The organism is Maribacter sp. R86514, assembly GCF_044597005.1.
GTDB lineage: Bacteria > Bacteroidota > Bacteroidia > Flavobacteriales > Flavobacteriaceae > Maribacter.
This window is the reverse complement of record NZ_CP138999.1, coordinates 586,203-608,101: the sequence shown is the minus strand read 5'-3', so window position 1 is coordinate 608,101 and position 21,899 is coordinate 586,203. Positions and strand designations below refer to the sequence as shown.

Here is a 21,899-nt window from a genome sequence, read left to right as displayed (position 1 = left end):
GAGTGAAGAGTGAAGAGTGAAATAATAAATGAACGGGTGGAACATATGCAAATTAATAGGAGTCTCATCTCTATTTTCTTTTCTCTCTGTTCTCCATTTAATAAAAATAAAATCCAACTAAATAAACAAGTATAATTATGGAAGTACAGCAGTTTTATTACGATAACAAAATCGTGAAAAATTTCCTTTATGCAACCATGTTCTGGGGCATTGTGGGTATGTCTGTAGGCTTATTGTTAGCCTTTATGTTCATGTTCCCCAATGTAACCGATGGCATATCATGGTTAAGTTTTGGTCGCTTGCGCCCGTTGCACACCAACGCGGTAATTTTTGCATTTGTAGGTAATGCTATTTATGCAGGAGTATATTACTCTACACAACGTCTATTGAAAGCACGTATGTATAGTGATTTTTTAAGCAAATTTAATTTTTGGGGATGGCAGTTGATTATTGTTGCAGCTGCAATTACATTACCGCTAGGTTATACAAGCTCAAAGGAATATGCCGAACTTGAGTGGCGTATAGATTTAGCCATAGCAGTGGTTTGGGTAGCATTTGGTGTTAACCTAATAGGCACCATGATCAAAAGAAGACAGCGTCACCTTTATGTGGCTATCTGGTTTTATTTGGCAACCTTCGTTACGGTAGCCGTACTTCATATTTTCAATAGTTTAGAGCTACCTGTAACCGCATTTAAAAGTTACTCTGTGTATGCGGGTGTACAAGATGCATTGGTACAGTGGTGGTACGGTCATAATGCAGTTGCATTTTTCTTGACTACACCTTTCTTGGGTCTTATGTACTATTTTGTACCTAAAGCTGCAAACAGACCAGTATACTCTTATAGATTATCTATAGTACATTTCTGGTCATTGATTTTTATATATATCTGGGCGGGTCCACATCACTTACTATATTCTGCTTTACCGGATTGGGCACAAAATTTAGGGGTTGCCTTTTCAATTATGTTACTGGCTCCATCTTGGGGTGGTATGATCAACGGTCTACTAACATTAAGAGGTGCATGGGATAAAGTACGTACCGATCCTGTTCTTAAATTTATGGTCGTTGCAATTACCGGTTATGGTATGGCAACTTTTGAAGGACCAATGCTTTCACTTAAAAATGTAAACGCAATTGCCCACTTTAGCGATTGGATCATTGCTCACGTGCACGTAGGTGCATTAGCTTGGAACGGATTCTTGACCTTTGGTATGATCTACTATTTGGTACCTAAAATGACCAAGAACAAATTATTCTCTATTGGTTTGGCAAATTTTCATTTCTGGATCGGTACACTAGGTATTATTCTATACGCTTTGCCGATGTATGTTGCCGGGTTTACCCAAGCCTTAATGTGGAAAGATTTTAACCCCGATGGTACGTTGGTTTATGGTAACTTCTTAGAAACCGTAAACGAGATTATGCCAATGTATTGGATGCGTGCCATAGGTGGTAGTCTATATATTGTAGGCGCATGTGTTATGATCTACAATGTAGTACGTACTATTAAAGCTGGTAGCGTTATAGAAGATGAACTGGCAGAAGCAGCAGCACTTACAACAGTTTCTAAACGTAGAACCGCTGGTGAAACTTTTCATACTTGGTTAGAGCGTAAACCTATTCAATTGACCATTTTAGCAACAGTAGCTATCTTGATCGGTGGTATCATACAAATTGTACCTACCATTTTGGTAAAGTCAAACATACCTACCATTACTAGTGTAAAACCATATACACCATTAGAACTAGAGGGTCGTGACCTATATATTCGTGAAGGTTGTGTTAGTTGTCACTCACAAATGGTTCGACCGTTTAGAAGTGAGGTAGAGCGTTATGGTGAATATGCCAAGGCAGGTGAATTCGTTTATGACCACCCATTCCTTTGGGGTAGTAAACGTACAGGTCCAGATTTATTGAGAGTTGGTGGTAAATACTCCGACAACTGGCACTTGAACCATATGTACGATCCGCAAAGTACATCATCTGGCTCTATCATGCCCGCATATGCTTGGTTGGTTAGAGATGAGCACGACAGAAGCGACATACAGGCAAAAATGGAAGCTATGGTTACTTTAGGTGTTCCTTATAAAGTAGAGGATATTGCAAATGCCCAAGCGTCAATGGATGCTCAGGCAGAAAAAATTGAAAAGAACTTATATAGTGATCCCGATTTTGCGAAATCTTACGAGGCAGACAAAAAATATGCTGCCGAAAACGGTGAAGAATTCATAGAAATGCGAGACCGTGAAATTGTATCCTTAATTGCATACCTACAACGTTTGGGTACCGATATTAAGATCAAGGAAACCGGTGAATTATTATCTGATAACTAAAACAAAAAATCATGTTCAAATTTGTAAAAGGTTACATGGAAACTATTGATGGCGTAGCAACCTACCCCATGATATCATTACTGATCTTCTTTGTGTTTTTCACACTTTTATTTTGGTGGGTCATTACAGCGTCAAAATCATATATCAAAGAAGTTAGCGAATTGCCTTTAGAAGAAGATAACCAACAAAACAACTCATTATGAAAAACAATACAGCATGGTGGTTAAGAATAACCGTCGCCTTTTTTCTGGTCATAGTATTTATGGAAATTTACATTGATAGCGGCGATAAACCTGCTTTTATAGCATACCCAACAATGATGTTTGGCTTTATGGCACTCATTTTATTGCTTTTAATAGCAATAGCCTTTATAGTTCAAGCTATTGAGAATGTTATGTATAACACGCTTGACGAAGAAGCCAAACTTCGTTATCTAGAAGCCAAAGAAGAAAAATGGGAATGGACCTGGGGTAAAAAAATGTACAACAAAATGTTGGGCAGTAAACCCATTGAGTCAGAGGAAGAAATCATTCTTGACCACAACTACGACGGTATACGTGAACTTGACAATAATTTACCGCCTTGGTGGGTGTATTTGTTCTATGCTTCTATCGTTTTCGGTGTTATATATCTAGCTCGTTTTCATGTGTTTAATGATTATGACCAAGACCTGGAATATGAACAAGAAGTTGCCGCTGCTCAATTAGAAATTGAAGCCTACAAAAAAACGGCTAAAGGGCTTGTCGATGCAAATACTGTTGAGTTGTTGACCGACGCTTCTGATATTAGTGCTGGTAAAGGCATTTTTGAAAGTAACTGTGTTGCCTGTCACATGGCAGATGGTGGCGGTGGTATTGGCCCCAACCTAACCGATCAAAACTGGATTCTTGGCGGAGGCATTAAAAATGTTTTCAACACCATTTCAGAAGGTGGTCGTGACGGTAAAGGTATGATCGCTTGGAAACAGAACTTAAAACCTGCCGAGATTGCTCAGGTAGCTAGCTATGTTCTAACTTTTCAAGGTACCGTGCCAGCCAACCCTAAAGCGGCAGAAGGTGATATTTGGGTAGATCCTAATGCGCCAGCCGAAGAAGTTCCGGTTGAAGTGGAAGCAACAGAGGTAGTTATTGATTCGGCTGCGGTTACAATGAACTGAGTACAGTGAGAGGGTAATACCTCTCAAAGCCTATAAAGAGAGAAACAATGTCACAAGATCAAGATAATTTTAGAGATTCCATCGGTACCATTAAAGAAGATGGTAAACGGGCTTGGGTTTTTCCAAAAAAACCAAGTGGTAAGCTTTATGAATACCGTAAGTATGTAAGCTATGTACTTCTTCTTTTCTTGATTGCGTCTCCCTTTATAAAAATAAACGGCAACCAATTCTTGATGTTCAATGTATTGGAAAGACGTTTCAACATCTTCGGGTTTCCATTTTATCCTCAAGATTTTCACCTCTTTGTCATTTCAATGATCATAGGTGTGATTTTTATAGCACTGTTTACTGTTGCCTTTGGACGTATTTTCTGCGGATGGATGTGTCCACAGACTATTTTTATGGAAATGGTTTTCCGTAGAATAGAGTATTGGATAGATGGTGATCGTGGTGCGCAAATAAAATTAGACCGACAAGAATGGAATGCCGAGAAAATACGTAAGCGTGTATTAAAATGGTTTATATTTTTTATCATTTCGTTTGTTATTGCCAATGTATTTCTTGCATATCTTATAGGTAGTGATCGTTTAATACAATACATCACAGATGGTCCTGCCCAGCACCTAAGTACCATGGTATCTTTATTAATCTTTACAGGTGTATTCTATTTTGTATTTGCCTGGTTCAGAGAGCAAGTTTGTATCATTGCCTGCCCTTACGGTCGTATGCAAGGGGTTCTTCTTGATAATAAATCTATCGTAGTCGCTTATGATTATGAACGTGGCGAAGCTGAAAACGGCAGAAAAAAATGGCGTAAAAACGAAGATCGTGAAGCATTAGGTAATGGCGATTGTATAGATTGTAACCAATGTGTAAACGTTTGCCCTACAGGAATTGATATTAGAAATGGAACGCAACTAGAATGTGTAAACTGTACTGCCTGTATTGATGAGTGCGACACTATTATGGAAAAAGTGAATCTGCCAAAAGGCTTGATTCGCTATGCAAGTGAAGTTGAGATTACCAAGAAAGAGAAGTTCAAATTTACTCCTCGCCTAAAAGGATATACCGCTGTTCTTGTAATTTTAACGGGAGTTCTTGTTGGTATGATGTTCTTAAGAAATGATCTAGAGGCTAATATTTTAAGATTACCTGGTCAGCTTTACGAACACAAAGAAGGCAATATCATTAGTAATGTATACACCTATAAATTAATGAATAAGACTACCAAAACAGTAGAAGACGTTCATTTTGAATTGATATCGCCAAAAGGAGAAATTAAATTGGTGCGTAACGAGAATTTTAATGTAGATGCAGAGGCTTTAGCAGAGGGTACCCTATTCATTGAGATTAACCAGTCTGCCTTAAGCGGAGATAAGAACAACCTTAAAATTGGGGTGTACAGTAATGATAAGTTAATTGAGACCACTACGGCTCGCTTTTTAGCACCACGTAGTTATAAATAATGCTTAAACAGAAATATTATGAAGATTAATTGGGGTACCGGTATTGTAATTGCCATAGTAGCATTCATTAGCTTTATTATGTTTTTTGTAATTACAATGACTACCAGTCATGATGCTAATCATGATTTGGTTACTGAAGAATATTATAAAGCCGAACTTGGTTACCAGAAAGAAATAGATGCTGAAAGAAATGCCAGTATTGCCGCTTCACAAATAGAAATCAAAAAATCTCCAGAGGGTTTACTCGTAATTTTTCCTGATGGATATGATGATACCAATGTTAAAGGTATCGTATCCCTATATAGACCATCCAACAAGAATTTGGATTTTAACTTGCCCATTAGTTTATCCAATTCACATTTGCTCATACCTGACAATCAATTGTTGGATGGTCGTTGGGATATAAAAGTTTTTTGGGAACACGAAGAAAAAGAGTTTCTTCATAAAGAGGGTATTACATTTTAAATTATGCTATTATCTGCCCTCATATTAGGTCTTATGGGAAGTTTGCACTGCGTTGGTATGTGCGGACCCATTGCCTTTATGCTTCCGGTAGATAGAACCAATAATTACAAAAAATTCGGACAGATATTTATCTATCACTTTGGGCGTTTACTTGCCTATGGTATCATTGGTCTTGTATTTGGTCTATTAGGAAAAGGATTGTCCATCTTTGGAATACAACAAAAACTTTCTATCGCTATTGGTATTATAATGATACTGGTTGTTTTAATTCCGTATAACACCTTCAATAAATACAATCTTTCAAAACCCATTTACAAAATCATATCAAAGGTTAAGAATCAATTAGGCAAAGAGCTTAAAAAAAAATCTCCAGATACCTTCTTAACCATAGGTTTCTTAAACGGATTTTTACCCTGCGGTCTTGTATACATGGCTCTTTTTGGATCTATTGCAATGGGTGATGCTTTACAAGGTAGTTTATACATGATGCTATTTGGGGTAGGTACTTTACCCCTAATGACCGCCGCCATATATTTTAGCAATCTATTAAAAGGGGGCATCCGACAAAAAGTACAAAAAGCCATTCCTGTTTTTGTCATTATCATTGGTTCACTTTTTATTCTTAGAGGTCTTGGCTTGGGTATTCCTTATGTATCCCCTGCTCCTGTTACACAATTAGTATCTAGTGCCATAGAATGCCATAATTAATGGCGATATCCAAATAAATCTATTCATATGAAACCGTTACCGAACGAGATTGTACTTCGCCCCAGGTTTCAATTGCAGATACCAAAAAATAAAGAAAATGTTCTTAGCAAGTTTGAAGGATTAAAACAGGACCCTTTTTTAGTGAAACGACTAGATGACCATGTATTTATCAAATTCAATCAAAAAGAGCATCACTTTTGGTCGCCACAATTACATTTAGAAATAGATGAAGTAGATGATATCAGCTGTAAATTATATGGCGTCTTTGGTCCTAACCCTACCCTATGGACCTTCTTTATGTTTGTACACTTTATAGTCGCTACTTTATTTATAATTATAGGTATTTGGACATATTCAAGTGCATCTTTAGATAAAAATTACCACATACAAGTTGGTCTTATGGTGCTATTGGTACTCATATGGTTTGTGTTATATTTCGCCGGTAGAAGCGGTAAAAAGAAAGGCAAGCCACAAATGCAACAATTACTGGACTTAATGCAGAATGTTCTTACAGCATAAATTTTACTTTTTTTAAACTCCTCACTATATTTAAAATACCAGAATAACTAATGAACAAACGAATGAAACACATATTACTTTTAGTACTAACACTACTATTTTTTAGTATAGAAATTACTATTGCCCAACAAAAAAAAGAAGAACCAAAAGGTGTTGAAAATGTTGCCTATAAATGGGGTAAAATGGCTTTGAATGCAACAGCATCGGATACTGAAAAATTTAAACCCAGACCAACAATTACTTCTCGATATTTAGGATTAATTTTCATATCTATTTTTGACGCGTGGTCACGCTACGACGAAAATGCAATACCGGTTTATTTAAAAAATACCGAAAGAAGACCTATAGCAGAGCAAACACTTTCTAATAAAGAAATTGCTATTAGTTATGCCGCTTATGGAGCCATGAAAGAATACTATTATTCTGATACAGAAATGTTTAGAAAGTTTATGGTTGAGTTAGGTTTAGATCCTGACAATACATCACTAGATGCTACTACTCCTGAGGGCATAGGAAACTTAGCTGCAAAAGCAACTATTGAAGCTAGAAAAAATGACGGGAGTAACCAATATGGTGAAGTAGAAGGTTCTAAAGGAATGCCATATTATGATTATAGCAATTATTCCCCAGTAAATTCGGCAGATGAAAATACCGACATTAACCGTTGGCAACCTAAATATTTCTCTGATGGACATGGTGGACAATATGCACCCGGATGCCTTACGCCCTACTAGCAAAAAGTAACACCGATTACAATGACATCTGCCAACCAGTTTAGACCAGGACCACCACCAATGTACGGTTCTGAGCAATTGAAAAAAGAGGTTCAAGAAGTGGTTGAACTGCAAGCCAACCTTTCTGATGAAGATAAAGCGTTGGTAGAGTTTATGCGTGATGGACCACAATCTGTTCAACAAGCCGGACATTGGCTAAAGTTTGCACAGGACGTTTCTCGTCGTGATAATCACAATCTTGATCAAGATGTAAAAATGTATTTTTTAACTGAAATTACCGCCATGGATGCCTTTATAGCTTCCTGGGATTCTAAAATGTTTTACGACTATGCACGCCCTTATGCTTTGGTTCACGAATATTATAAAAATCAAACTATAAAAGCTTGGGGCGGACCCGGAGTTGGAATTGTAGAAATGAAAGGGCAAGAATGGAGACCATACTCTCCAGATATCTTTTTATGTCCGCCATTCCCTAGTTATACTTCTGGGCATAGTACCATAAGTGGTGGTTGCGCAGAAGTACTACGACTATTTACCGGTGATGAGTACTTTGGTGAATCTGTAGAATTAACACCTGGAACTTTAACTGAGAATGATTCTACTTTTTTCGGAAAACCAGTAACCATAACTTTTCCCACATTTACAGAAGCGGCAAATATGGCTGGTATGTCTAGAGTTATGGGCGGTTATCACATTCAAGCGGACAATGTAGCCGGTTTAGAATTAGGTAGAGATGTGGCTAAACAAGCATGGAAATTCTATAATGAGCATTTAGGCAATCGATAAGTGTTTCTAGAAACAGCCTTAAATAAATAAACCCAAGGCTTTCGCCTTGGGTTTATTTTTGTTTACAGTTAGATTAATATCTATATTTTAAAAGTGATAACCGGTATTCTAGCATGGTTTACTACATCTTCGCCAATACTACCATTAAATAAATGTGAAATACCCTTACGACCGTGAGTAGGCATTGCTATGGCATCTGCTAAAATGGTATTTCCATAATTGAGAATACCTTGTTCTACGCTGTAATCGTTGTAGATTTCTACTTGTTGTGCCGAGTTGGCCTTAGTTAAAAACTTGTTTATTTTTTGATAGGCATCTCTATTACTCAAGAACTCATCATTTGGCGTATTAATGAAAACAACCTCCATACTAGCTCCTAACATTTCCGCAAATTCTTTTGCTTTTTGAAAAGCAGGTAAATTATCATCATTAAAATCGCATGCAAATACAAAACGATCTAAACTTAAATTTGTAATCTCTCCTTTAATTACTAAAACAGGCACGGTAGCGTTACGAACTACTTTTTCAGCATTAGAACCAATAAACATTTCTTCCAGTCCGCTAGCTCCATTAGAACCCATTACTATTAAGTCTGCATCATGTTCTTTTGCAATGCTATCCAACTCACTAAATACTTTATAATGTTTAATTACCGGAGTTACGGATAAGCCTTCTAAATATGGTTTTTCTAAAAATTCTTTTAAATTCTTTTCTGCCAATTTCACTAGAAAAACGGTCTGCTCTATATACATACCATCTGGTGATGATAAAATAGCCTGATTTAGTTCTAGCATATGAACTACCAATAGCTCAACATCATGTTTTTTAGCTAAATCTGCAGCTGCTTTTAGTGCTTGTTCCGATTGTTGTGAAAAATCTGTAAGTACGATTATTTTTTTCATGGTAATTTTATTTAGCGATAATTAAGATTAGAGACTTTTTACTATTATTAAATTGTCATAGAAAACAACTTGGTTTCTGGTTTTTTCTTTTGCAATGGTAAATCAAAAGCCATACACACATTTCTGACGAACGGTCTACCCTTTTCGGTAATTTGAAGACTGCCTGCGGTAATGGTCACTAATTGATCTTCTTCCATTTCCTTTAATCTGTCAAGAATACTATTCATTTGCGGCAGATGTAATTTATATTCGCTCCAAGAGGTTTCAAACTGACACATTAAATTTAATATATGCCTTCTTATGATTTGGTCTTCATCCGATAAAATATGACCTCTATATAATGGAATAATATCGTTTTCCACTAAATTTTGGTACTCTTCAACATTCTTTACATTTTGCGCAAAACCGTACCAACTGTCACTTATACTAGATGCCCCTAAACCTACCATTAAGTGGGTATTAGAACTGGTATAACCCATAAAATTTCTATGTAAATCACCGTTTTCCATAGCCTTATAAAGTCCGTCAGTAGCTAAGGCAAAGTGATCCATTCCTATTTCATGATAACCAAATTTCAACAACAGTTCTTTGCCTACTTCATATTGTCTTCTTTTCTCATCTCCCGCAGGTAAATCCGCATCATTATAACCACGTTGACCATTACCTGCTAACCAAGGCACGTGAGCATAGCTATAAAAAGCAATTCGGTCAGGTTTTAATTCCTTAGTTTTTTCTATAGTGTATTCCACATGTTCTAATTTTTGATGTGGAAGTCCAAAGATGATATCATGACTCACAGATTCATAGCCTATTTCTCTAGACCATTCTGTTACATTCTTTACATTTATAAACGGTTGAATTCTATGTATTGCCTTCTGTACCGTTTCATTGTAATCTTGAACACCAAAGCTCACTCTTCTAAAACCAACATCATACAAAGCTTGTAAGTGCTCTTTGGTAGTATTGTTTGGGTGACCTTCAAAACTAAACTCGGCATCAAATGCTTTATCTGCCAATCTCAAAATGCCGTCAATTAAGTATTTTAAGTTCTCTGGGTTAAAAAAAGTTGGTGTTCCCCCACCTAAATGCAACTCTTTAATAATTGGCTTTTCATCAAACATAGCACTATATAGTTTCCATTCTTTTAAAACAGATTTTATATAAGGCAATTCAACATCATGTCTTTTTGTAATACGCTTATGACATCCGCAAAACGTGCACATACTTTCACAAAATGGTAAATGTATATACAGACTGATACCAGATACAGAATTGCTAACGTGAAAACTCTTTTTCACCGAAGCTTCCCATTTTTTTCCTGAGAAGGTATTAATGTCCCAAAAAGGAACTGTAGGGTAACTAGTATATCTAGGTCCTGGTACATTATACTTTTGAACAAGCGAACACATAAACTTTTAATTTAGTCACAAACATACATGTCATTGCCTGTATAAAATATGATTTATATCAGTTCAGCTATTTATGAAAAAAGATAACTTTCAAGAGAAACTAAAGCACCAATAGACCGGCTTATGTAACCAATGTTACAATACTAAAAAGTAAGATCTAATAGTTTTGTTTTTAAATTTAAAAAGCATGTTACCACAGGGTTCTAAATTGTACAGTATTATTTTTTTGAAATGCCCACGATGCCACAAAGGTGAGTTCTTTGAAGCTAATCCTTATAAATTAAGTAACTTCAATAAAGTAAAGGAGCGTTGCCCAAAATGCGATTTAAAATATAGCATTGAACCTAGTTTTTACACGGGTTCTATGTACGTGTCATATGCAGTTGGTATTGCTGTAGCTGTTGCAGCATATGTTTTGACCTTGATTTTTGGTTTAGAGCTTTCTATAGGCGCATTATTTGTAGTAATAGTTACCGCTTTGGTATTGGCAATGCCTTGGATCGCTGCTGTTTCTAAATCTATTTGGGCGAATATATTTTTTAAATTTGATAAAGAAATAGCAAACAACATTAATTAACCAAGAATGATTCAAGACTTAAAGGAAGAATACGGAAATATCTTTGAAGAAGAGCTGATCAATGAAATTGTACAGGTAGGTACGTTTAAAGAAGTACAAGAAGGTTATAAATTCATGGAAATAGGTGACTACATTAGAGGTATGCCTTTATTGATATCTGGAGTCATTAAAATTTTAAGAGAAGATGAAGATGGCGATGAACTATTGCTGTACTATCTAGAAAAAGGCGATACCTGTTCTATGACCATGGCTTGTTGTATGGGCGACAAAAAAAGTGAAATAAGAGCTATAGCCGAAACAGATGCAAAATTGATTATGGTTCCTATTCAGAAAATGGAAGAATGGACCGGGAAATATAAATCTTGGAGAAACTTTGTTTTCAATAGTTATCATGTTAGATTAAATGAACTTTTAAGCACTTTAGATAATATCGCTTTCCAAAAGATGGATGAACGCCTAATTGGCTATCTAAAAGAAAAAGCCAGAGTAACAAAAGACAATATTATTCATAGTACCCATCAAGATATTGCCTACGACTTACATAGTTCTAGAGTCGTAATTTCCAGACTTTTAAAGAAGCTTGAAGAAATGGGAAAAATTAAACTTCACCGTAACTATTTAGAAATTTTGGATTTATAATGCCTTTGTGCTAAGAACAAAATGTTTAGCAATCTAGTATCTACTTTTAATTTTTTAACAAAAACAGTGTTGCTTAGGTTGTGTTGGCTATAGTGCTTTTCGTGTTCCGTTTAGAGCATATTATTTACATCTTGTTTTCCGACAATTGCCATTATGTCAACAATATCATTATCAATTTTGAAGTAAATACTATCCGAACCGCAAACACATCTTCGATACCCTCCTTTAATAAATTCGACAGATTCGAATGAATATGGTCTTTTTGCTATAATGTCAAAATATTCGAAGAATGTTTCAAAATATTTATCCGCTTGTTGCATTCCAAATTTAACGACTCCGTACCGATGAATCCGTATTAGGTCTTTTTTAGCGTCGTTACTTAACCTATACTTTGTCATTAAGCATAGCCTTGGATTGCGCTAAAATTTGCTCTTTGCTGTCATTGGTAAATCCGCTATTTTCAGCCTTTTCCAATTTAGCTCTAATCCAGTCAATTTCGATTTGTTGGTTTCTTGCCTGACGAATTAGGTCATTTACAAGTTCGCTTTTGCTTGAATACTCTTGATTGTCTACTTGCGTTTTTAACCACTCATCATTCGGTTTTGTGAAAGATATGCTCTGCCTAGCCATGAGAATATAATTTTGATGCTAATTTACACCAAAAATGAACCAAATTCAAATTTTTGTAATATTGCAGCTAATACCTCTGTAACTAATGTTACTGCGCAGGTTTCCGCACCACTCTACTTTTGTGATATCAAATACATCACATGGAAATTTTGCAAATTCTTGGTTATATCAGTGCCTTAATTATAGGTATTTCATTAGGCTTAATTGGTGGTGGCGGTTCCATTTTGGCGGTTCCTGTTTTAGCTTACCTATTTTCAATTAATGAAAAAGCTGCAACCGCTTACTCCCTTTTTATTGTTGGTGCAAGTGCATTGGTTGGTGGTTGGCAACAGCATTTAAAAGGTTATGTAGATTGGCGTACTGCCATCGTATTTGGTATTCCCGCTATTATTGGTGTTACCCTGGTAAGATACTATGTGGTCCCTGCAATGCCCGATGTTTTATTTCAAATTGAACACTTTCAATTTACACGTAGAATGGCAATGTTCGGTCTCTTCGCCATTTTAATGATTCCTGCTGCTTACGCTATGCTTAAAACTGAAAAGAATACGACCAAAGTTGGCAATGTCTCTTATAACTATCCATTGATCTTATTAGAGGGACTCATAGTAGGTAGCATAACCGGATTAATTGGCGCTGGTGGCGGATTCTTAATTATTCCCGCATTGGTGATATTGGCGAATGTTAAAATGAAAGTTGCCGTAGGTACTTCTTTAATCATAATTGCCATTAAATCTTTAATGGGTTTCTTTTTAGGCGATGCAATGAACATGCTTATCAATTGGAAGTTTCTTGCCATTTTTACATCATTATCTTTTGTCGGTATTTTTATCGGTAGTTACCTCAGCAACTTCATAGATGGTAAAAAATTAAAGAAAGGTTTCGGCTATTTTATTCTTGTTATGGCTGCCTTTATTTTCTACATGGAATTCTTTAAATAAAATTTCGCTTATGTGACTAATGTCACTGTACACGTTTTAAAGAAAGGGTAATTTTATGTTGTAAATCAAAATATAAAACAACATGAAAGTAGAACAAATTTATACAGGATGTTTGGCACACGCTGCCTATTATATAGAAAGTAATGGTGAAGCTGCAGTATTTGATCCGTTAAGAGAAGTACAGCCATACCTTGATCGTGCAAAAAAAGACAATGCGAAAATCAAATACGTTTTTGAAACCCATTTTCATGCAGATTTTGTAAGTGGACATTTAGATTTACAAAAAAAGGTAGGTGCAGAAATTGTATTTGGTCCTGGTGCAAAACCTAATTATAAAGCTACTACGGCAAAGGACAATCAAATCTTTAAAGTGGGTGATTACAAGGTAAAAGTGATTCACACGCCTGGTCATACAATGGAAAGTACCACTTACTTATTAATAGATGAAAAAGGAAAAGAGCATGGCATTATCACTGGCGACACCTTGTTTATCGGTGATGTTGGTAGACCAGATTTAGCACAACACGTAGTAGCGGATTTAACCGAAGAAAAGCTCGCTGGTTACCTATACGATTCTCTACGCAATAGAATTATGCCACTGAGCGATGATTTAATTGTGTACCCTAATCACGGTGCAGGTTCTGCTTGTGGTAAAATGATGAGTAAAGAAACTACCGATACGTTAGGGCATCAAAAGAAAGTAAACTATGCCTTAAGACCAGATATGACCAAAGATGAGTTTATCAAAGAACTTTTAACAGGACTCACAACGCCTCCTGGGTATTTTCCTAAAAATGTTTTAATGAACATTCAAGGGTACGAGAGTTTAGATAAAATTATGGATCGTGCCACTACCCCATACAGTCCCGAAGCTTTTGAGGCTGTTGCAAATGAAACTGGCGCCTTGGTTTTAGATACCAGAAATGCAGAAGATTTTTCTAAAGGTTTTATTCCTAATAGTATCAATATAGGACTTGAAGTTAGTTTTGCGCAATGGGTTGGTGAAATGATACCAGATATTAAACAAGAAATTTTATTGGTCACTTACAAAGACAAACAAGAAGAAGCCATTACCCGTTTAGCAAGAGTTGGCTATGATCATACCGTTGGCTTTTTAGATGGTGGTTTTGATACATGGAAAAACTCAGGAAAAGATTTTGAGGTAAGCAAAAGAATTAATTCCGATGAATTAGAAGCTGAATATAAAACGGATAAACCTTTAATCATTGATGTTAGAAAAAAGAGCGAATTTGATTCTGAACACGTGGTTGGTGCAATCAACGTACCATTAAATGAAATTAACCAGCATCTATCTCAGTTTCCAAAAGACAAGCCCTTTGTTTTACATTGTGCCGGTGGGTATAGGAGTATGATCGCAGCTTCAATTTTAAAGCAAAGAGGATGGAAAGATTTTACTGATGTTAGAGGTGGTTTTGAAGCTATTTCAAAAACAACACTACCTAAAACCGCATATGTTTGCCCATCAACACTTTTGTAATATTCAAGACTAAATCAGCGCTGAAAAATCAGCGCTGTTTTACTTCTAAATACCTATGTAACCTAAGTTACTGTGTAGTCCTTTTTACCATTGTAGTTTTGTATCAATAATAAATATGAACTTATGAAAGTAGAACAAATATATACGGGTTGTCTTGCGCAAGGTGCTTATTACATTGAAAGCAATGGCGAAGTCGCCATTATTGATCCTCTACGAGAAGTACAGCCTTACATCAAAAAAGCTACGGCAGACAATGCTAAAATCAAATATATTTTTGAAACTCATTTTCATGCAGATTTTGTTAGTGGTCATGTAACCTTGGCCAAAGAAACTGGTGCAGAAATCATATATGGTCCAAAAGCGAATCCGTCTTTTGAAGCTATTATCGCAAAAGATAATCAAGAATTTAAACTAGGGGATATTAGTATTACCGCTTTGCATACACCTGGTCATACAATGGAAAGTACCACGTATTTATTAAAAGATGTATCAGGTAAGGACTATGCTATCTTTAGCGGAGATACCTTGTTTTTAGGTGACGTTGGCAGACCAGATCTTGCTCAGAAAATGGGCGAACTAACTGAGCGTGACCTTGCCGGATTCTTATTTGACAGTCTACGTGAAAAAATTATGCCTTTAGCAGATGACGTAATCGTTTACCCTGCCCATGGTGCCGGTTCTGCATGTGGTAAGAATATGATGAAAGAAACAGTAGATACCTTGGGCAACCAAAAGAAAATGAATTATGCCCTACGTGCAGATATGACGAAAGAAGAATTTATTGATGAAGTCATAAACGGCTTACTGCCACCACCTCAATATTTTCCTTTAAATGTAAAATTGAACAAAGAAGGGTATGAAGATATAAAAGAAGTCTTGGTACGTGGTACAAGAGCTCTTTCTCCAAAAGCCTTTGAAGCTGCGGCAAATGAAACCGGAGCCATAGTTTTAGATGTTCGTCATCAAGATGATTTTGCTAAGGGCCATATTCCACGTTCCATATTTATAGGCTTGGATGGTAGTTTTGCCCCATGGGTAGGTGCATTGATCGCAGATGTAAAACAACCTATTGTACTGGTAACTCCAGTTGGTATGGAAGAAGAAGCGGTTACTAGATTATCAAGAGTTGGTTTTGATGGTACGCTAGGATATTTAGAAGGCGGCTTCGATGCTTGGAAAAAAGCTGCAATGGAATATGATACTGTAAGCCAGGTAGATGCAGGTGAACTTAAGAAAGCTATTGAAACCGATCACGTACCGGTATTCGATGTTCGTAAAGAATCTGAATACCTTTCTGAACATATTATCGATGCTAAAAATACACCGCTAGATTTTCTAAATGATCATTTAGCCGAGTTTCCAAGCAAAACTTCATTTTATGTGCATTGTGCAGGTGGTTACAGAAGTATGATCGCATCATCTATTTTAAAAAGTAGAGGAATTCATAATCTTATAGATGTAAAAGGCGGATTTAAAGAAATTAAGGAAGCTGGTATACCAGTGACTGAATTTGTTTGTCCTACTACATTATAATTTTTATTGGTTGGTTAAAGAAAGGAACGGTCATATACCAAGACCGTTTCTTTCTATTGTTGAATATTAATTTTAAATAAAATACTATGTCATTTTTAAGTTCACTCTTTGGTAAAAAGGAAGAAACCGCAGGTAATATCACTATACTGAACAAGAACGAATATGCTACGCAAATTATAGCTAATAATATCAAACCTATTGACGTTAGAACACCGTCTGAATATAATGGTGGTCACATTAAAAACGCTATAAACGTTGACTTTTTTAACGGTGGTAACTTTAATGCTTACTTTGAAAAAGTAAATAAAGAAAAACCGGTATACGTATATTGTAGATCAGGTGCAAGAAGCCAAAAAGCAGCTCGTAAACTATTAAAAATGGGCTTTACACAAGTATATGATCTTAAAGGAGGTTATACTTCATGGAATTAAAATCAAAAGCTATCTTTAATAGGTGGCTTTTGGCAGTTTTATCTACTGAGGATCATAAAATTCGAAGGCAATCAACATAGTTTAAATGTGATACTTATGAAAAATATCTTTTTAATGTTAGCGATTATTTTTGCAATTGGCTGTAAAGATTCTCCAAAGGTTAAGCAAGAAGTTCTAGAAAATACTGACAATACCTCTTTGTCTGAAATAGATACTAAAATAAACGATAGCCTACTTTTAGAAAAAGGTAAATTGTATGCCCAAACTACCCAGAAAGTATTAGGTAAGAATCTTATGCTCAACATTCAAAAAAATGGTCCATTAGGTGCTGTAGCGTTTTGTAATGAAAAGGCATATCCTCTAACAGATAGTATGGCAATTGTTCATCATGCTAAAATTAAAAGGGTAAGCGATAAACCTAGAAATCAAAATAATAAAGCAAGTAAAAAAGAGCTTGAGTATATTGAGTTTTTTAAATCAAAAATTAATAACAACGAGTCTTACGAACCTATAGTAACAAATGAGAATGGAACAACTAATTTCTATTCCCCTATTGTAACTAATACCATGTGCCTAAATTGCCATGGTGTACCAGAAACAAATATCGACCCAAAGGTTACCCAACTTTTGAACGATAAATACCCATATGACGAAGCTGTAGGCTATAAAGAAAATGAGGTTAGAGGCATTTGGAGTATCAGTTTTAAAGACGAATAAAATAAATAAGATATGACATCAGTAATTCCTATCCAAAATTTAAAATGTGGTGGCTGTGCCAAAACAATTATTTCTAAATTAGAAGAGATCCCTACCATAACCAATGTATCGGTATCAGTAGAATCATCATCAGTTTCTTTTGATGCTTTAAAACAGGAAGATATTGCTACTGCAAAAACTAAATTAAAGGCTATTGGCTACCCAAGTCTAGATCAAGAGAATTCAGTACTATCAAAAGCGAAGTCCTTTGTAAGCTGCGCAACAGGTAAACTATCAGACTGATTTTGAAAATCTAAAGAAGAAGTAATTACGTATTACTTCTTCTTTGTTTTAAACCCATGGGTCATCTGCCCTAAAAAGTCTTGCGGTAAATTCTCATCTCCTGGGTAACCTAATTTAACATCTCCGCTATCTTCCGGTATATAGTTCGTTTTAAATATATAATCCCACAGGCTTAAGCTGATTCCGAAATTTACACCATAAGTACCCTCTGGCAAATCATATGCGTGATGGTACAAGTGCATAACCGGATTATTTAAAATATACTTCAAAGGTCCCCATGTAATTTTAATATTAGAATGGTTAAAATGACCAATTGCTATAGCGGCAAAATGGACGATATAGGCTTGTTCTGGCTCAAAACCGCCAAGAATCATTACACCAAAAGTCTTCAGCGGTTTGTATAGAATATTCTCCATCCAATGGTAACGTAAATGAGCTGCAAAGCCCATTTCTTTTACACTATGGTGTACTTGATGAAACTTCCATAGAAATGCATACTTGTGTAATAATGTATGTGTAAACCATTGCACAAAATCTAATACGATAAAGAACAATAACAACTGCCCCCACATTGGCCAACCAGAAATATCTATTAATGCCAAACTATTTGCTTTTACACCAATATCACTAAAAAACACTTGTAGTAATTTATAAATACCACTTATGGCTATGGCAAATAGAAAGAAGTTGAAGAACATATAAAAACCGTCTAACCAAAAGTCTTTTCTAAACACCCCTTGTTGTTTTCTCCAAGGAAAAACAATTTCTAACAGCCAAACTATAAGCGATATAGATATTAAACCCCAAAAGTAATTAAGATACCAGGGCACTTGAAAAATGATTGATTTCCATGTCCAACTTAAAGTTCCTGTTATCGCATTTAAAAACGCTTCTATATATGCTTCCATTCCTATAACGCCTTTTGCAAAAATACTGTAATAATTATGGCCTTGCTGTAACTAAAGTTACATTAAAAACCACGGTCAGCCATTAGTTTTGAGGTGACCAATATCATATGTCACATTCTTAGTTTATAGTACTTTGGTAAAGTATAAGATGTATCAAGTACTATAACTATTGATTATGTCTACTATATAGTGTCAACATTACAAATAATATTTAAAAAATAATATCATGAAAAAGAATATGGGAACCACAGACAAATTCATAAGATTTATTATTGCAGCGATACTTTTGATTGCATTTTTCACAGAAGCCATAACAGGCGTTTTGGGTTATGTGGCATTAGCAATAGCAGCTATTTTCATTTTAACTTCTTTTGTAAGTTTTTGCCCTCTGTATACACTATTTGGCGCTAATACCTGTAATATAAAAAAATAAGGCTAGCCTAATTATAATGTTTTATTTTAGAAATACATCATTATGAATTATGAGCTTCATTATTCTATGTAACATTTGTTACATAATATTTATTTTGTATCTGTTATATTTATCAAATTCATAAAAATAAAAGCAAAATGAGTTCACATCATCAGGTATTAATTATTGGGGGAGGTACTGCAGGTATCATGGTAGCAGCACAGCTTCTTAATCAAAAGAAAGCAAAAGACGTTGCAATTATTGAACCCGCAGATACGCATTATTATCAACCTGCATGGACTCTAGTAGGTGCCGGCACCTATGACTTTGACAAAACTGCCCGCCCAATGTCATCGGTTATCCCAAGTAATGCTATTTGGATAAAAGATAAGGCAACAGGTTTCGACCCCGAAAATAATATTGTACACACTGCCACAAATGGAGATATTACATATGATTACTTGGTAGTTGCACCAGGTCTTGGGTATGATTTTAGCTTAGTGCCTGGCTTAGGCAAAGCTATAGATAAAGGTGTTGTATGCAGTAATTATACAAACCCTAAACATACTTGGGATGTTATTAAAAACTTCAAAGGTGGTACCGCACTTTTTACGCAACCAACAACCCCGATTAAATGTGGTGGAGCACCCCAAAAAATAATGTACTTGGCAGAAAGTCATTTTAGAAAAAGTGGAATTCGTAAAAAAACCGATGTCATTTTCGCTACTGGTGGTACTGTTATTTTTGGCGTAAAGAAAATAGCAAAAACCTTAATGGAGGTAGTTGACCGAAAGGATATTAACCTAAGGTTTCATCACAAACTTGTGGCTGTTGATGGTGATAAACAAATTGCCTGGTATGAAATGGGTCAAGAAATTACCGCTGGTGGTTGTGTGGTTATCTCTAGCAACAAGGTCGATGACTTAAAATTAGACGAAAAATTTCAATATAATTATAAGGACGTAAAAGTTAGCGTTGATGGCAACCGTTATGGAATTCATTATGATATGATGCATACCGCTCCACCTTCTGTAGCTCCCAAATTTGTAAAAGATTCAACTTTAGTCAACGCTGCGGGTTGGTTAGATGTTAACCATCAAACTATGCAACATAATAGCTATGCCAATATCTTTGGCTTAGGAGATGTCGCTGCCTTACCTACTGCTAAAACAGGAGCCGCAATTCGTAAACAGGTGCCTATCGTAGTTGACAACTTAAACCTTTTAATGAATAGTCATAAAATGGGAACTAAATCTTATAACGGATATTCTTCTTGCCCACTAGTAACGGACTATGGAAAAATGGTGTTAGCAGAATTTGATTATGATAACAACTTTACGCCAGATCCCAAATTGAAAAGAATGCTCATAAACGATTCTTCTAAAGAGCACTGGAGATTATGGATGCTAAAAAAATACGGACTACCCTACTTATACTGGAATAAAATGATGAAAGGTCAAGATGTTTAATTTTAAAAAATCTCTGTATACACAGAGATTTTTTTTATACCCTTTAAAAATTGTAATTAAGAATGACATCTAAGTGAAACATATCTACCTTATTAAAATATAGATTGGCATTGTCCGGTATATCACCATTACCAATTTTAGAGGTCAACAACAGTTCTGGCCATAAGCGTTTGAACTTTTTAATATCGAAGAAAATATCAAGATTAATATGCGTATAATCTGGCATAGCATACTTATTTAAAGTAGCATCGGTTGGATCTGGTTTCCAATGTTTTCCAACACTTAAGATCGACATAAGATTTAGATCTTTTGAAATGGTAAAGTCTTTTTTATAATTGAATACCAAAGCATGATTGTCTGCTGAACCTTCGCTACGTTCTCGCTTTTGAAAACTGAATAAATCTTCTCTACCCCATTCTCTTGGCGATATAAATTGACCGTGCGGTAGTATTCTATTATATGCCAAAGAAACCAGTCCTACTTTATTTTTATACCCAATTTTCAAGCCTAAAACATCTGCAGTTTTCTGATTATAATAGCGAAGTGAATCTACACTGCTACCACCTTCACCCATCTTATTTTGATGTAACCACTCCCCTTCTAACGTCAACGATTCAGATATCTTATATGCAGGTTTTATATAGAACGAATTGAATATATTGTCTACATATTGGTTCCATATTTTTACATTAAAATCGTTAGTTACTTCAAAATCGACATTTGCCAATAAAATATAATCGGATGTCGTGTTGTCTGTATATTGAGATGCACTACCAAGCTTATTTCTACCTACAGGGTATGTACCTATACTTTCACCAATACCATAAAACTCTCCCGTGGAGCGTGGTGCTATTTCATTTAATATTCCAAACTGAAACGATGTCTTTTGATTTTTGTATTTATACCAAAAACCTTGAACCAAAGTGGGTATCATTCTACCATCTTCAGGATTAATTAAGGGCGTATTTATTTTCATCCGCCCAAGCGTAAATGAATGATGAGCTAGGTGATATTTTGCATACAGTTCTCCTAATAGAAAAACAGCATCATTTTTTAAATCTATCCTATCAAAAAGTCCTTCTTCATATCTACTTAATCTACCTGTAGTAGCATCTGCAATAGTTAAATCTTGCAGACCCAAATTTGTTGAATTATATAGAGCAGCCCCTATTTCCAAACCCTTAAATAATTTATACTGATATTTAAGTTTACCTCCTGTCGCTAAAGCATTAAAGTCTTTTAATTCCCTTTTATTTGACGTCATCATGTAATACGTTCGCCATTGTCCAGATAGGGTTCCTTTATTCTTTACCGCAACAGTATCTTGTGCCATTGAAAATATAGGCAAACAAAAAAAGAACAGATATACTAATCGCATGGG

Annotated in this window: 25 protein-coding genes; 19 read left to right on the top strand and 6 right to left on the bottom strand. The window is 35.5% G+C overall.

Annotation, left to right across the window (positions count from 1 at the left end; all coding sequences use genetic code 11):
• Nucleotides 1–137 precede the first annotated feature (137 nt).
• The 9 genes from ccoN to SJY30_RS02470 all read left to right on the top strand — a co-directional run bounded on the left by ccoN (nt 138) and on the right by SJY30_RS02470 (nt 8,170).
• Nucleotides 138–2,336, top strand: a complete 2,199-nt coding sequence (gene ccoN, locus SJY30_RS02510; RefSeq protein ID WP_396634045.1) for a cytochrome-c oxidase, cbb3-type subunit I — start codon at nt 138–140, stop codon at nt 2,334–2,336.
• Between the two features lie 11 nt (nt 2,337–2,347).
• Entirely contained in the window at nt 2,348–2,539 is a 192-nt protein-coding gene (locus tag SJY30_RS02505; protein ID WP_396634044.1) for a CcoQ/FixQ family Cbb3-type cytochrome c oxidase assembly chaperone, read from the top strand.
• Nucleotides 2,536–3,492, top strand: a complete 957-nt coding sequence (locus SJY30_RS02500; RefSeq protein ID WP_396634043.1) for a cbb3-type cytochrome c oxidase N-terminal domain-containing protein — start codon at nt 2,536–2,538, stop codon at nt 3,490–3,492. The genes SJY30_RS02505 and SJY30_RS02500 overlap by 4 nt, the downstream gene beginning before the upstream one ends.
• Nucleotides 3,493–3,539: 47 nt before the next feature.
• A complete protein-coding gene (ccoG, locus tag SJY30_RS02495; RefSeq protein ID WP_396634042.1) occupies nt 3,540–4,958 on the top strand; it encodes a cytochrome c oxidase accessory protein CcoG in 1,419 nt (472 codons plus the stop codon).
• Between the two features lie 18 nt (nt 4,959–4,976).
• The gene (locus tag SJY30_RS02490) at nt 4,977–5,423 is read left to right on the top strand and encodes a FixH family protein (RefSeq protein ID WP_396634041.1); all 447 of its coding nucleotides are present in this window, start codon (nt 4,977–4,979) and stop codon (nt 5,421–5,423) included.
• A gap of 3 nt (nt 5,424–5,426) precedes the next feature.
• Nucleotides 5,427–6,131 (top strand): sulfite exporter TauE/SafE family protein, encoded by a 705-nt coding sequence (locus tag SJY30_RS02485; protein WP_396634040.1) that lies wholly within the window; start codon nt 5,427–5,429, stop codon nt 6,129–6,131.
• Between the two features lie 27 nt (nt 6,132–6,158).
• On the top strand, nt 6,159–6,650 hold the full coding sequence (locus tag SJY30_RS02480) for a GTP-binding protein (protein ID WP_396634039.1): 492 nt from the start codon (nt 6,159–6,161) through the stop codon (nt 6,648–6,650).
• 62 nt (nt 6,651–6,712) lie between these two features.
• The gene (locus SJY30_RS02475; RefSeq protein ID WP_396634038.1) at nt 6,713–7,384 is read left to right on the top strand and encodes a DUF6851 domain-containing protein; all 672 of its coding nucleotides are present in this window, start codon (nt 6,713–6,715) and stop codon (nt 7,382–7,384) included.
• A gap of 21 nt (nt 7,385–7,405) precedes the next feature.
• Nucleotides 7,406–8,170, top strand: coding sequence for a vanadium-dependent haloperoxidase (locus SJY30_RS02470; protein ID WP_396634037.1), 765 nt, complete (start codon nt 7,406–7,408; stop codon nt 8,168–8,170).
• 80 nt (nt 8,171–8,250) lie between these two features.
• On the opposite strand, the gene SJY30_RS02465 is transcribed toward SJY30_RS02470, so the two are convergent.
• Together SJY30_RS02465 and hemN are read right to left on the bottom strand one after the other, a co-directional pair.
• The gene (locus SJY30_RS02465; RefSeq protein ID WP_396634036.1) at nt 8,251–9,072 is read right to left on the bottom strand and encodes a universal stress protein; all 822 of its coding nucleotides are present in this window, start codon (nt 9,070–9,072) and stop codon (nt 8,251–8,253) included.
• Nucleotides 9,073–9,119: 47 nt separating this feature from the next.
• Nucleotides 9,120–10,481, bottom strand: coding sequence for an oxygen-independent coproporphyrinogen III oxidase (gene hemN / locus SJY30_RS02460; RefSeq protein WP_396634035.1), 1,362 nt, complete (start codon nt 10,479–10,481; stop codon nt 9,120–9,122).
• Between the two features lie 187 nt (nt 10,482–10,668).
• On the opposite strand from hemN, the gene SJY30_RS02455 reads away from it, so the two are divergent.
• Together SJY30_RS02455 and SJY30_RS02450 are read left to right on the top strand one after the other, a co-directional pair.
• Nucleotides 10,669–11,058 (top strand): DUF983 domain-containing protein, encoded by a 390-nt coding sequence (locus SJY30_RS02455; protein ID WP_396634034.1) that lies wholly within the window; start codon nt 10,669–10,671, stop codon nt 11,056–11,058.
• A 6-nt stretch (nt 11,059–11,064) separates the two neighbouring features.
• Nucleotides 11,065–11,697, top strand: coding sequence for a Crp/Fnr family transcriptional regulator (locus tag SJY30_RS02450; protein ID WP_396634033.1), 633 nt, complete (start codon nt 11,065–11,067; stop codon nt 11,695–11,697).
• Nucleotides 11,698–11,807: 110 nt separating this feature from the next.
• Here SJY30_RS02450 and SJY30_RS02445 read toward each other — a convergent pair whose 3' ends face one another.
• Together SJY30_RS02445 and SJY30_RS02440 are read right to left on the bottom strand one after the other, a co-directional pair.
• Nucleotides 11,808–12,095: a type II toxin-antitoxin system RelE/ParE family toxin gene (locus SJY30_RS02445; RefSeq protein ID WP_396634032.1), complete on the bottom strand. Its 288-nt coding sequence runs from the start codon at nt 12,093–12,095 to the stop codon at nt 11,808–11,810.
• Nucleotides 12,082–12,327, bottom strand: a complete 246-nt coding sequence (locus SJY30_RS02440; RefSeq protein WP_396634031.1) for a type II toxin-antitoxin system ParD family antitoxin — start codon at nt 12,325–12,327, stop codon at nt 12,082–12,084. The genes SJY30_RS02445 and SJY30_RS02440 overlap by 14 nt, the downstream gene beginning before the upstream one ends.
• A 140-nt stretch (nt 12,328–12,467) precedes the next feature.
• Here SJY30_RS02440 and SJY30_RS02435 point away from each other — a divergent pair, with 140 nt between their 5' ends.
• The 6 genes from SJY30_RS02435 to SJY30_RS02410 all read left to right on the top strand — a co-directional run bounded on the left by SJY30_RS02435 (nt 12,468) and on the right by SJY30_RS02410 (nt 17,729).
• Entirely contained in the window at nt 12,468–13,268 is an 801-nt protein-coding gene (locus SJY30_RS02435; protein ID WP_396634030.1) for a sulfite exporter TauE/SafE family protein, read from the top strand.
• 82 nt (nt 13,269–13,350) lie between these two features.
• Nucleotides 13,351–14,766, top strand: a complete 1,416-nt coding sequence (locus tag SJY30_RS02430) for a rhodanese-like domain-containing protein (protein ID WP_396634029.1) — start codon at nt 13,351–13,353, stop codon at nt 14,764–14,766.
• A 123-nt stretch (nt 14,767–14,889) separates the two neighbouring features.
• Entirely contained in the window at nt 14,890–16,299 is a 1,410-nt protein-coding gene (locus SJY30_RS02425) for a rhodanese-like domain-containing protein (protein ID WP_396634028.1), read from the top strand.
• Between the two features lie 86 nt (nt 16,300–16,385).
• Entirely contained in the window at nt 16,386–16,730 is a 345-nt protein-coding gene (locus SJY30_RS02420; RefSeq protein WP_396634027.1) for a rhodanese-like domain-containing protein, read from the top strand.
• A 96-nt stretch (nt 16,731–16,826) separates the two neighbouring features.
• Nucleotides 16,827–17,447: a DUF3365 domain-containing protein gene (locus SJY30_RS02415; RefSeq protein ID WP_396634026.1), complete on the top strand. Its 621-nt coding sequence runs from the start codon at nt 16,827–16,829 to the stop codon at nt 17,445–17,447.
• A gap of 12 nt (nt 17,448–17,459) precedes the next feature.
• Nucleotides 17,460–17,729, top strand: coding sequence for a cation transporter (locus tag SJY30_RS02410; RefSeq protein ID WP_303599920.1), 270 nt, complete (start codon nt 17,460–17,462; stop codon nt 17,727–17,729).
• 32 nt (nt 17,730–17,761) lie between these two features.
• Here the strand turns inward: SJY30_RS02410 and SJY30_RS02405 are convergent, their stop codons facing one another.
• Nucleotides 17,762–18,637 carry a sterol desaturase family protein gene (locus SJY30_RS02405; protein ID WP_396634025.1) on the bottom strand — a complete coding sequence of 292 codons (876 nt, stop codon included), beginning with the start codon at nt 18,635–18,637 and terminating at the stop codon, nt 17,762–17,764.
• Between the two features lie 226 nt (nt 18,638–18,863).
• Between SJY30_RS02405 and SJY30_RS02400 the strand changes: the two genes are divergently transcribed.
• Together SJY30_RS02400 and SJY30_RS02395 are read left to right on the top strand one after the other, a co-directional pair.
• The gene (locus tag SJY30_RS02400; RefSeq protein ID WP_396634024.1) at nt 18,864–19,070 is read left to right on the top strand and encodes a DUF2892 domain-containing protein; all 207 of its coding nucleotides are present in this window, start codon (nt 18,864–18,866) and stop codon (nt 19,068–19,070) included.
• Between the two features lie 137 nt (nt 19,071–19,207).
• Nucleotides 19,208–20,518 carry an FAD/NAD(P)-binding oxidoreductase gene (locus SJY30_RS02395; protein WP_396634023.1) on the top strand — a complete coding sequence of 437 codons (1,311 nt, stop codon included), beginning with the start codon at nt 19,208–19,210 and terminating at the stop codon, nt 20,516–20,518.
• 43 nt (nt 20,519–20,561) lie between these two features.
• Here the strand turns inward: SJY30_RS02395 and SJY30_RS02390 are convergent, their stop codons facing one another.
• Entirely contained in the window at nt 20,562–21,896 is a 1,335-nt protein-coding gene (locus tag SJY30_RS02390) for an OprD family outer membrane porin (RefSeq protein WP_396634022.1), read from the bottom strand.
• Nucleotides 21,897–21,899: the final 3 nt, after the last annotated feature.

What these genes read in the sequence shown, in the direction of transcription:
- ccoN (WP_396634045.1), top strand. Translation starts at nt 138, where the DNA reads ATGGAAGTACAGCAGTTTTATTACGATAACAAAATCGTGAAAAATTTC.
- SJY30_RS02505 (WP_396634044.1), top strand. Translation starts at nt 2,348, where the DNA reads ATGTTCAAATTTGTAAAAGGTTACATGGAAACTATTGATGGCGTAGCA.
- SJY30_RS02500 (WP_396634043.1), top strand. Translation starts at nt 2,536, where the DNA reads ATGAAAAACAATACAGCATGGTGGTTAAGAATAACCGTCGCCTTTTTT.
- ccoG (WP_396634042.1), top strand. Translation starts at nt 3,540, where the DNA reads ATGTCACAAGATCAAGATAATTTTAGAGATTCCATCGGTACCATTAAA.
- SJY30_RS02490 (WP_396634041.1), top strand. Translation starts at nt 4,977, where the DNA reads ATGAAGATTAATTGGGGTACCGGTATTGTAATTGCCATAGTAGCATTC.
- SJY30_RS02485 (WP_396634040.1), top strand. Translation starts at nt 5,427, where the DNA reads ATGCTATTATCTGCCCTCATATTAGGTCTTATGGGAAGTTTGCACTGC.
- SJY30_RS02480 (WP_396634039.1), top strand. Translation starts at nt 6,159, where the DNA reads ATGAAACCGTTACCGAACGAGATTGTACTTCGCCCCAGGTTTCAATTG.
- SJY30_RS02475 (WP_396634038.1), top strand. Translation starts at nt 6,713, where the DNA reads ATGAAACACATATTACTTTTAGTACTAACACTACTATTTTTTAGTATA.
- SJY30_RS02470 (WP_396634037.1), top strand. Translation starts at nt 7,406, where the DNA reads ATGACATCTGCCAACCAGTTTAGACCAGGACCACCACCAATGTACGGT.
- SJY30_RS02465 (WP_396634036.1), bottom strand. Translation starts at nt 9,072, where the DNA reads ATGAAAAAAATAATCGTACTTACAGATTTTTCACAACAATCGGAACAA.
- hemN (WP_396634035.1), bottom strand. Translation starts at nt 10,481, where the DNA reads ATGTGTTCGCTTGTTCAAAAGTATAATGTACCAGGACCTAGATATACT.
- SJY30_RS02455 (WP_396634034.1), top strand. Translation starts at nt 10,669, where the DNA reads ATGTTACCACAGGGTTCTAAATTGTACAGTATTATTTTTTTGAAATGC.
- SJY30_RS02450 (WP_396634033.1), top strand. Translation starts at nt 11,065, where the DNA reads ATGATTCAAGACTTAAAGGAAGAATACGGAAATATCTTTGAAGAAGAG.
- SJY30_RS02445 (WP_396634032.1), bottom strand. Translation starts at nt 12,095, where the DNA reads ATGACAAAGTATAGGTTAAGTAACGACGCTAAAAAAGACCTAATACGG.
- SJY30_RS02440 (WP_396634031.1), bottom strand. Translation starts at nt 12,327, where the DNA reads ATGGCTAGGCAGAGCATATCTTTCACAAAACCGAATGATGAGTGGTTA.
- SJY30_RS02435 (WP_396634030.1), top strand. Translation starts at nt 12,468, where the DNA reads ATGGAAATTTTGCAAATTCTTGGTTATATCAGTGCCTTAATTATAGGT.
- SJY30_RS02430 (WP_396634029.1), top strand. Translation starts at nt 13,351, where the DNA reads ATGAAAGTAGAACAAATTTATACAGGATGTTTGGCACACGCTGCCTAT.
- SJY30_RS02425 (WP_396634028.1), top strand. Translation starts at nt 14,890, where the DNA reads ATGAAAGTAGAACAAATATATACGGGTTGTCTTGCGCAAGGTGCTTAT.
- SJY30_RS02420 (WP_396634027.1), top strand. Translation starts at nt 16,386, where the DNA reads ATGTCATTTTTAAGTTCACTCTTTGGTAAAAAGGAAGAAACCGCAGGT.
- SJY30_RS02415 (WP_396634026.1), top strand. Translation starts at nt 16,827, where the DNA reads ATGAAAAATATCTTTTTAATGTTAGCGATTATTTTTGCAATTGGCTGT.
- SJY30_RS02410 (WP_303599920.1), top strand. Translation starts at nt 17,460, where the DNA reads ATGACATCAGTAATTCCTATCCAAAATTTAAAATGTGGTGGCTGTGCC.
- SJY30_RS02405 (WP_396634025.1), bottom strand. Translation starts at nt 18,637, where the DNA reads ATGGAAGCATATATAGAAGCGTTTTTAAATGCGATAACAGGAACTTTA.
- SJY30_RS02400 (WP_396634024.1), top strand. Translation starts at nt 18,864, where the DNA reads ATGAAAAAGAATATGGGAACCACAGACAAATTCATAAGATTTATTATT.
- SJY30_RS02395 (WP_396634023.1), top strand. Translation starts at nt 19,208, where the DNA reads ATGAGTTCACATCATCAGGTATTAATTATTGGGGGAGGTACTGCAGGT.
- SJY30_RS02390 (WP_396634022.1), bottom strand. Translation starts at nt 21,896, where the DNA reads ATGCGATTAGTATATCTGTTCTTTTTTTGTTTGCCTATATTTTCAATG.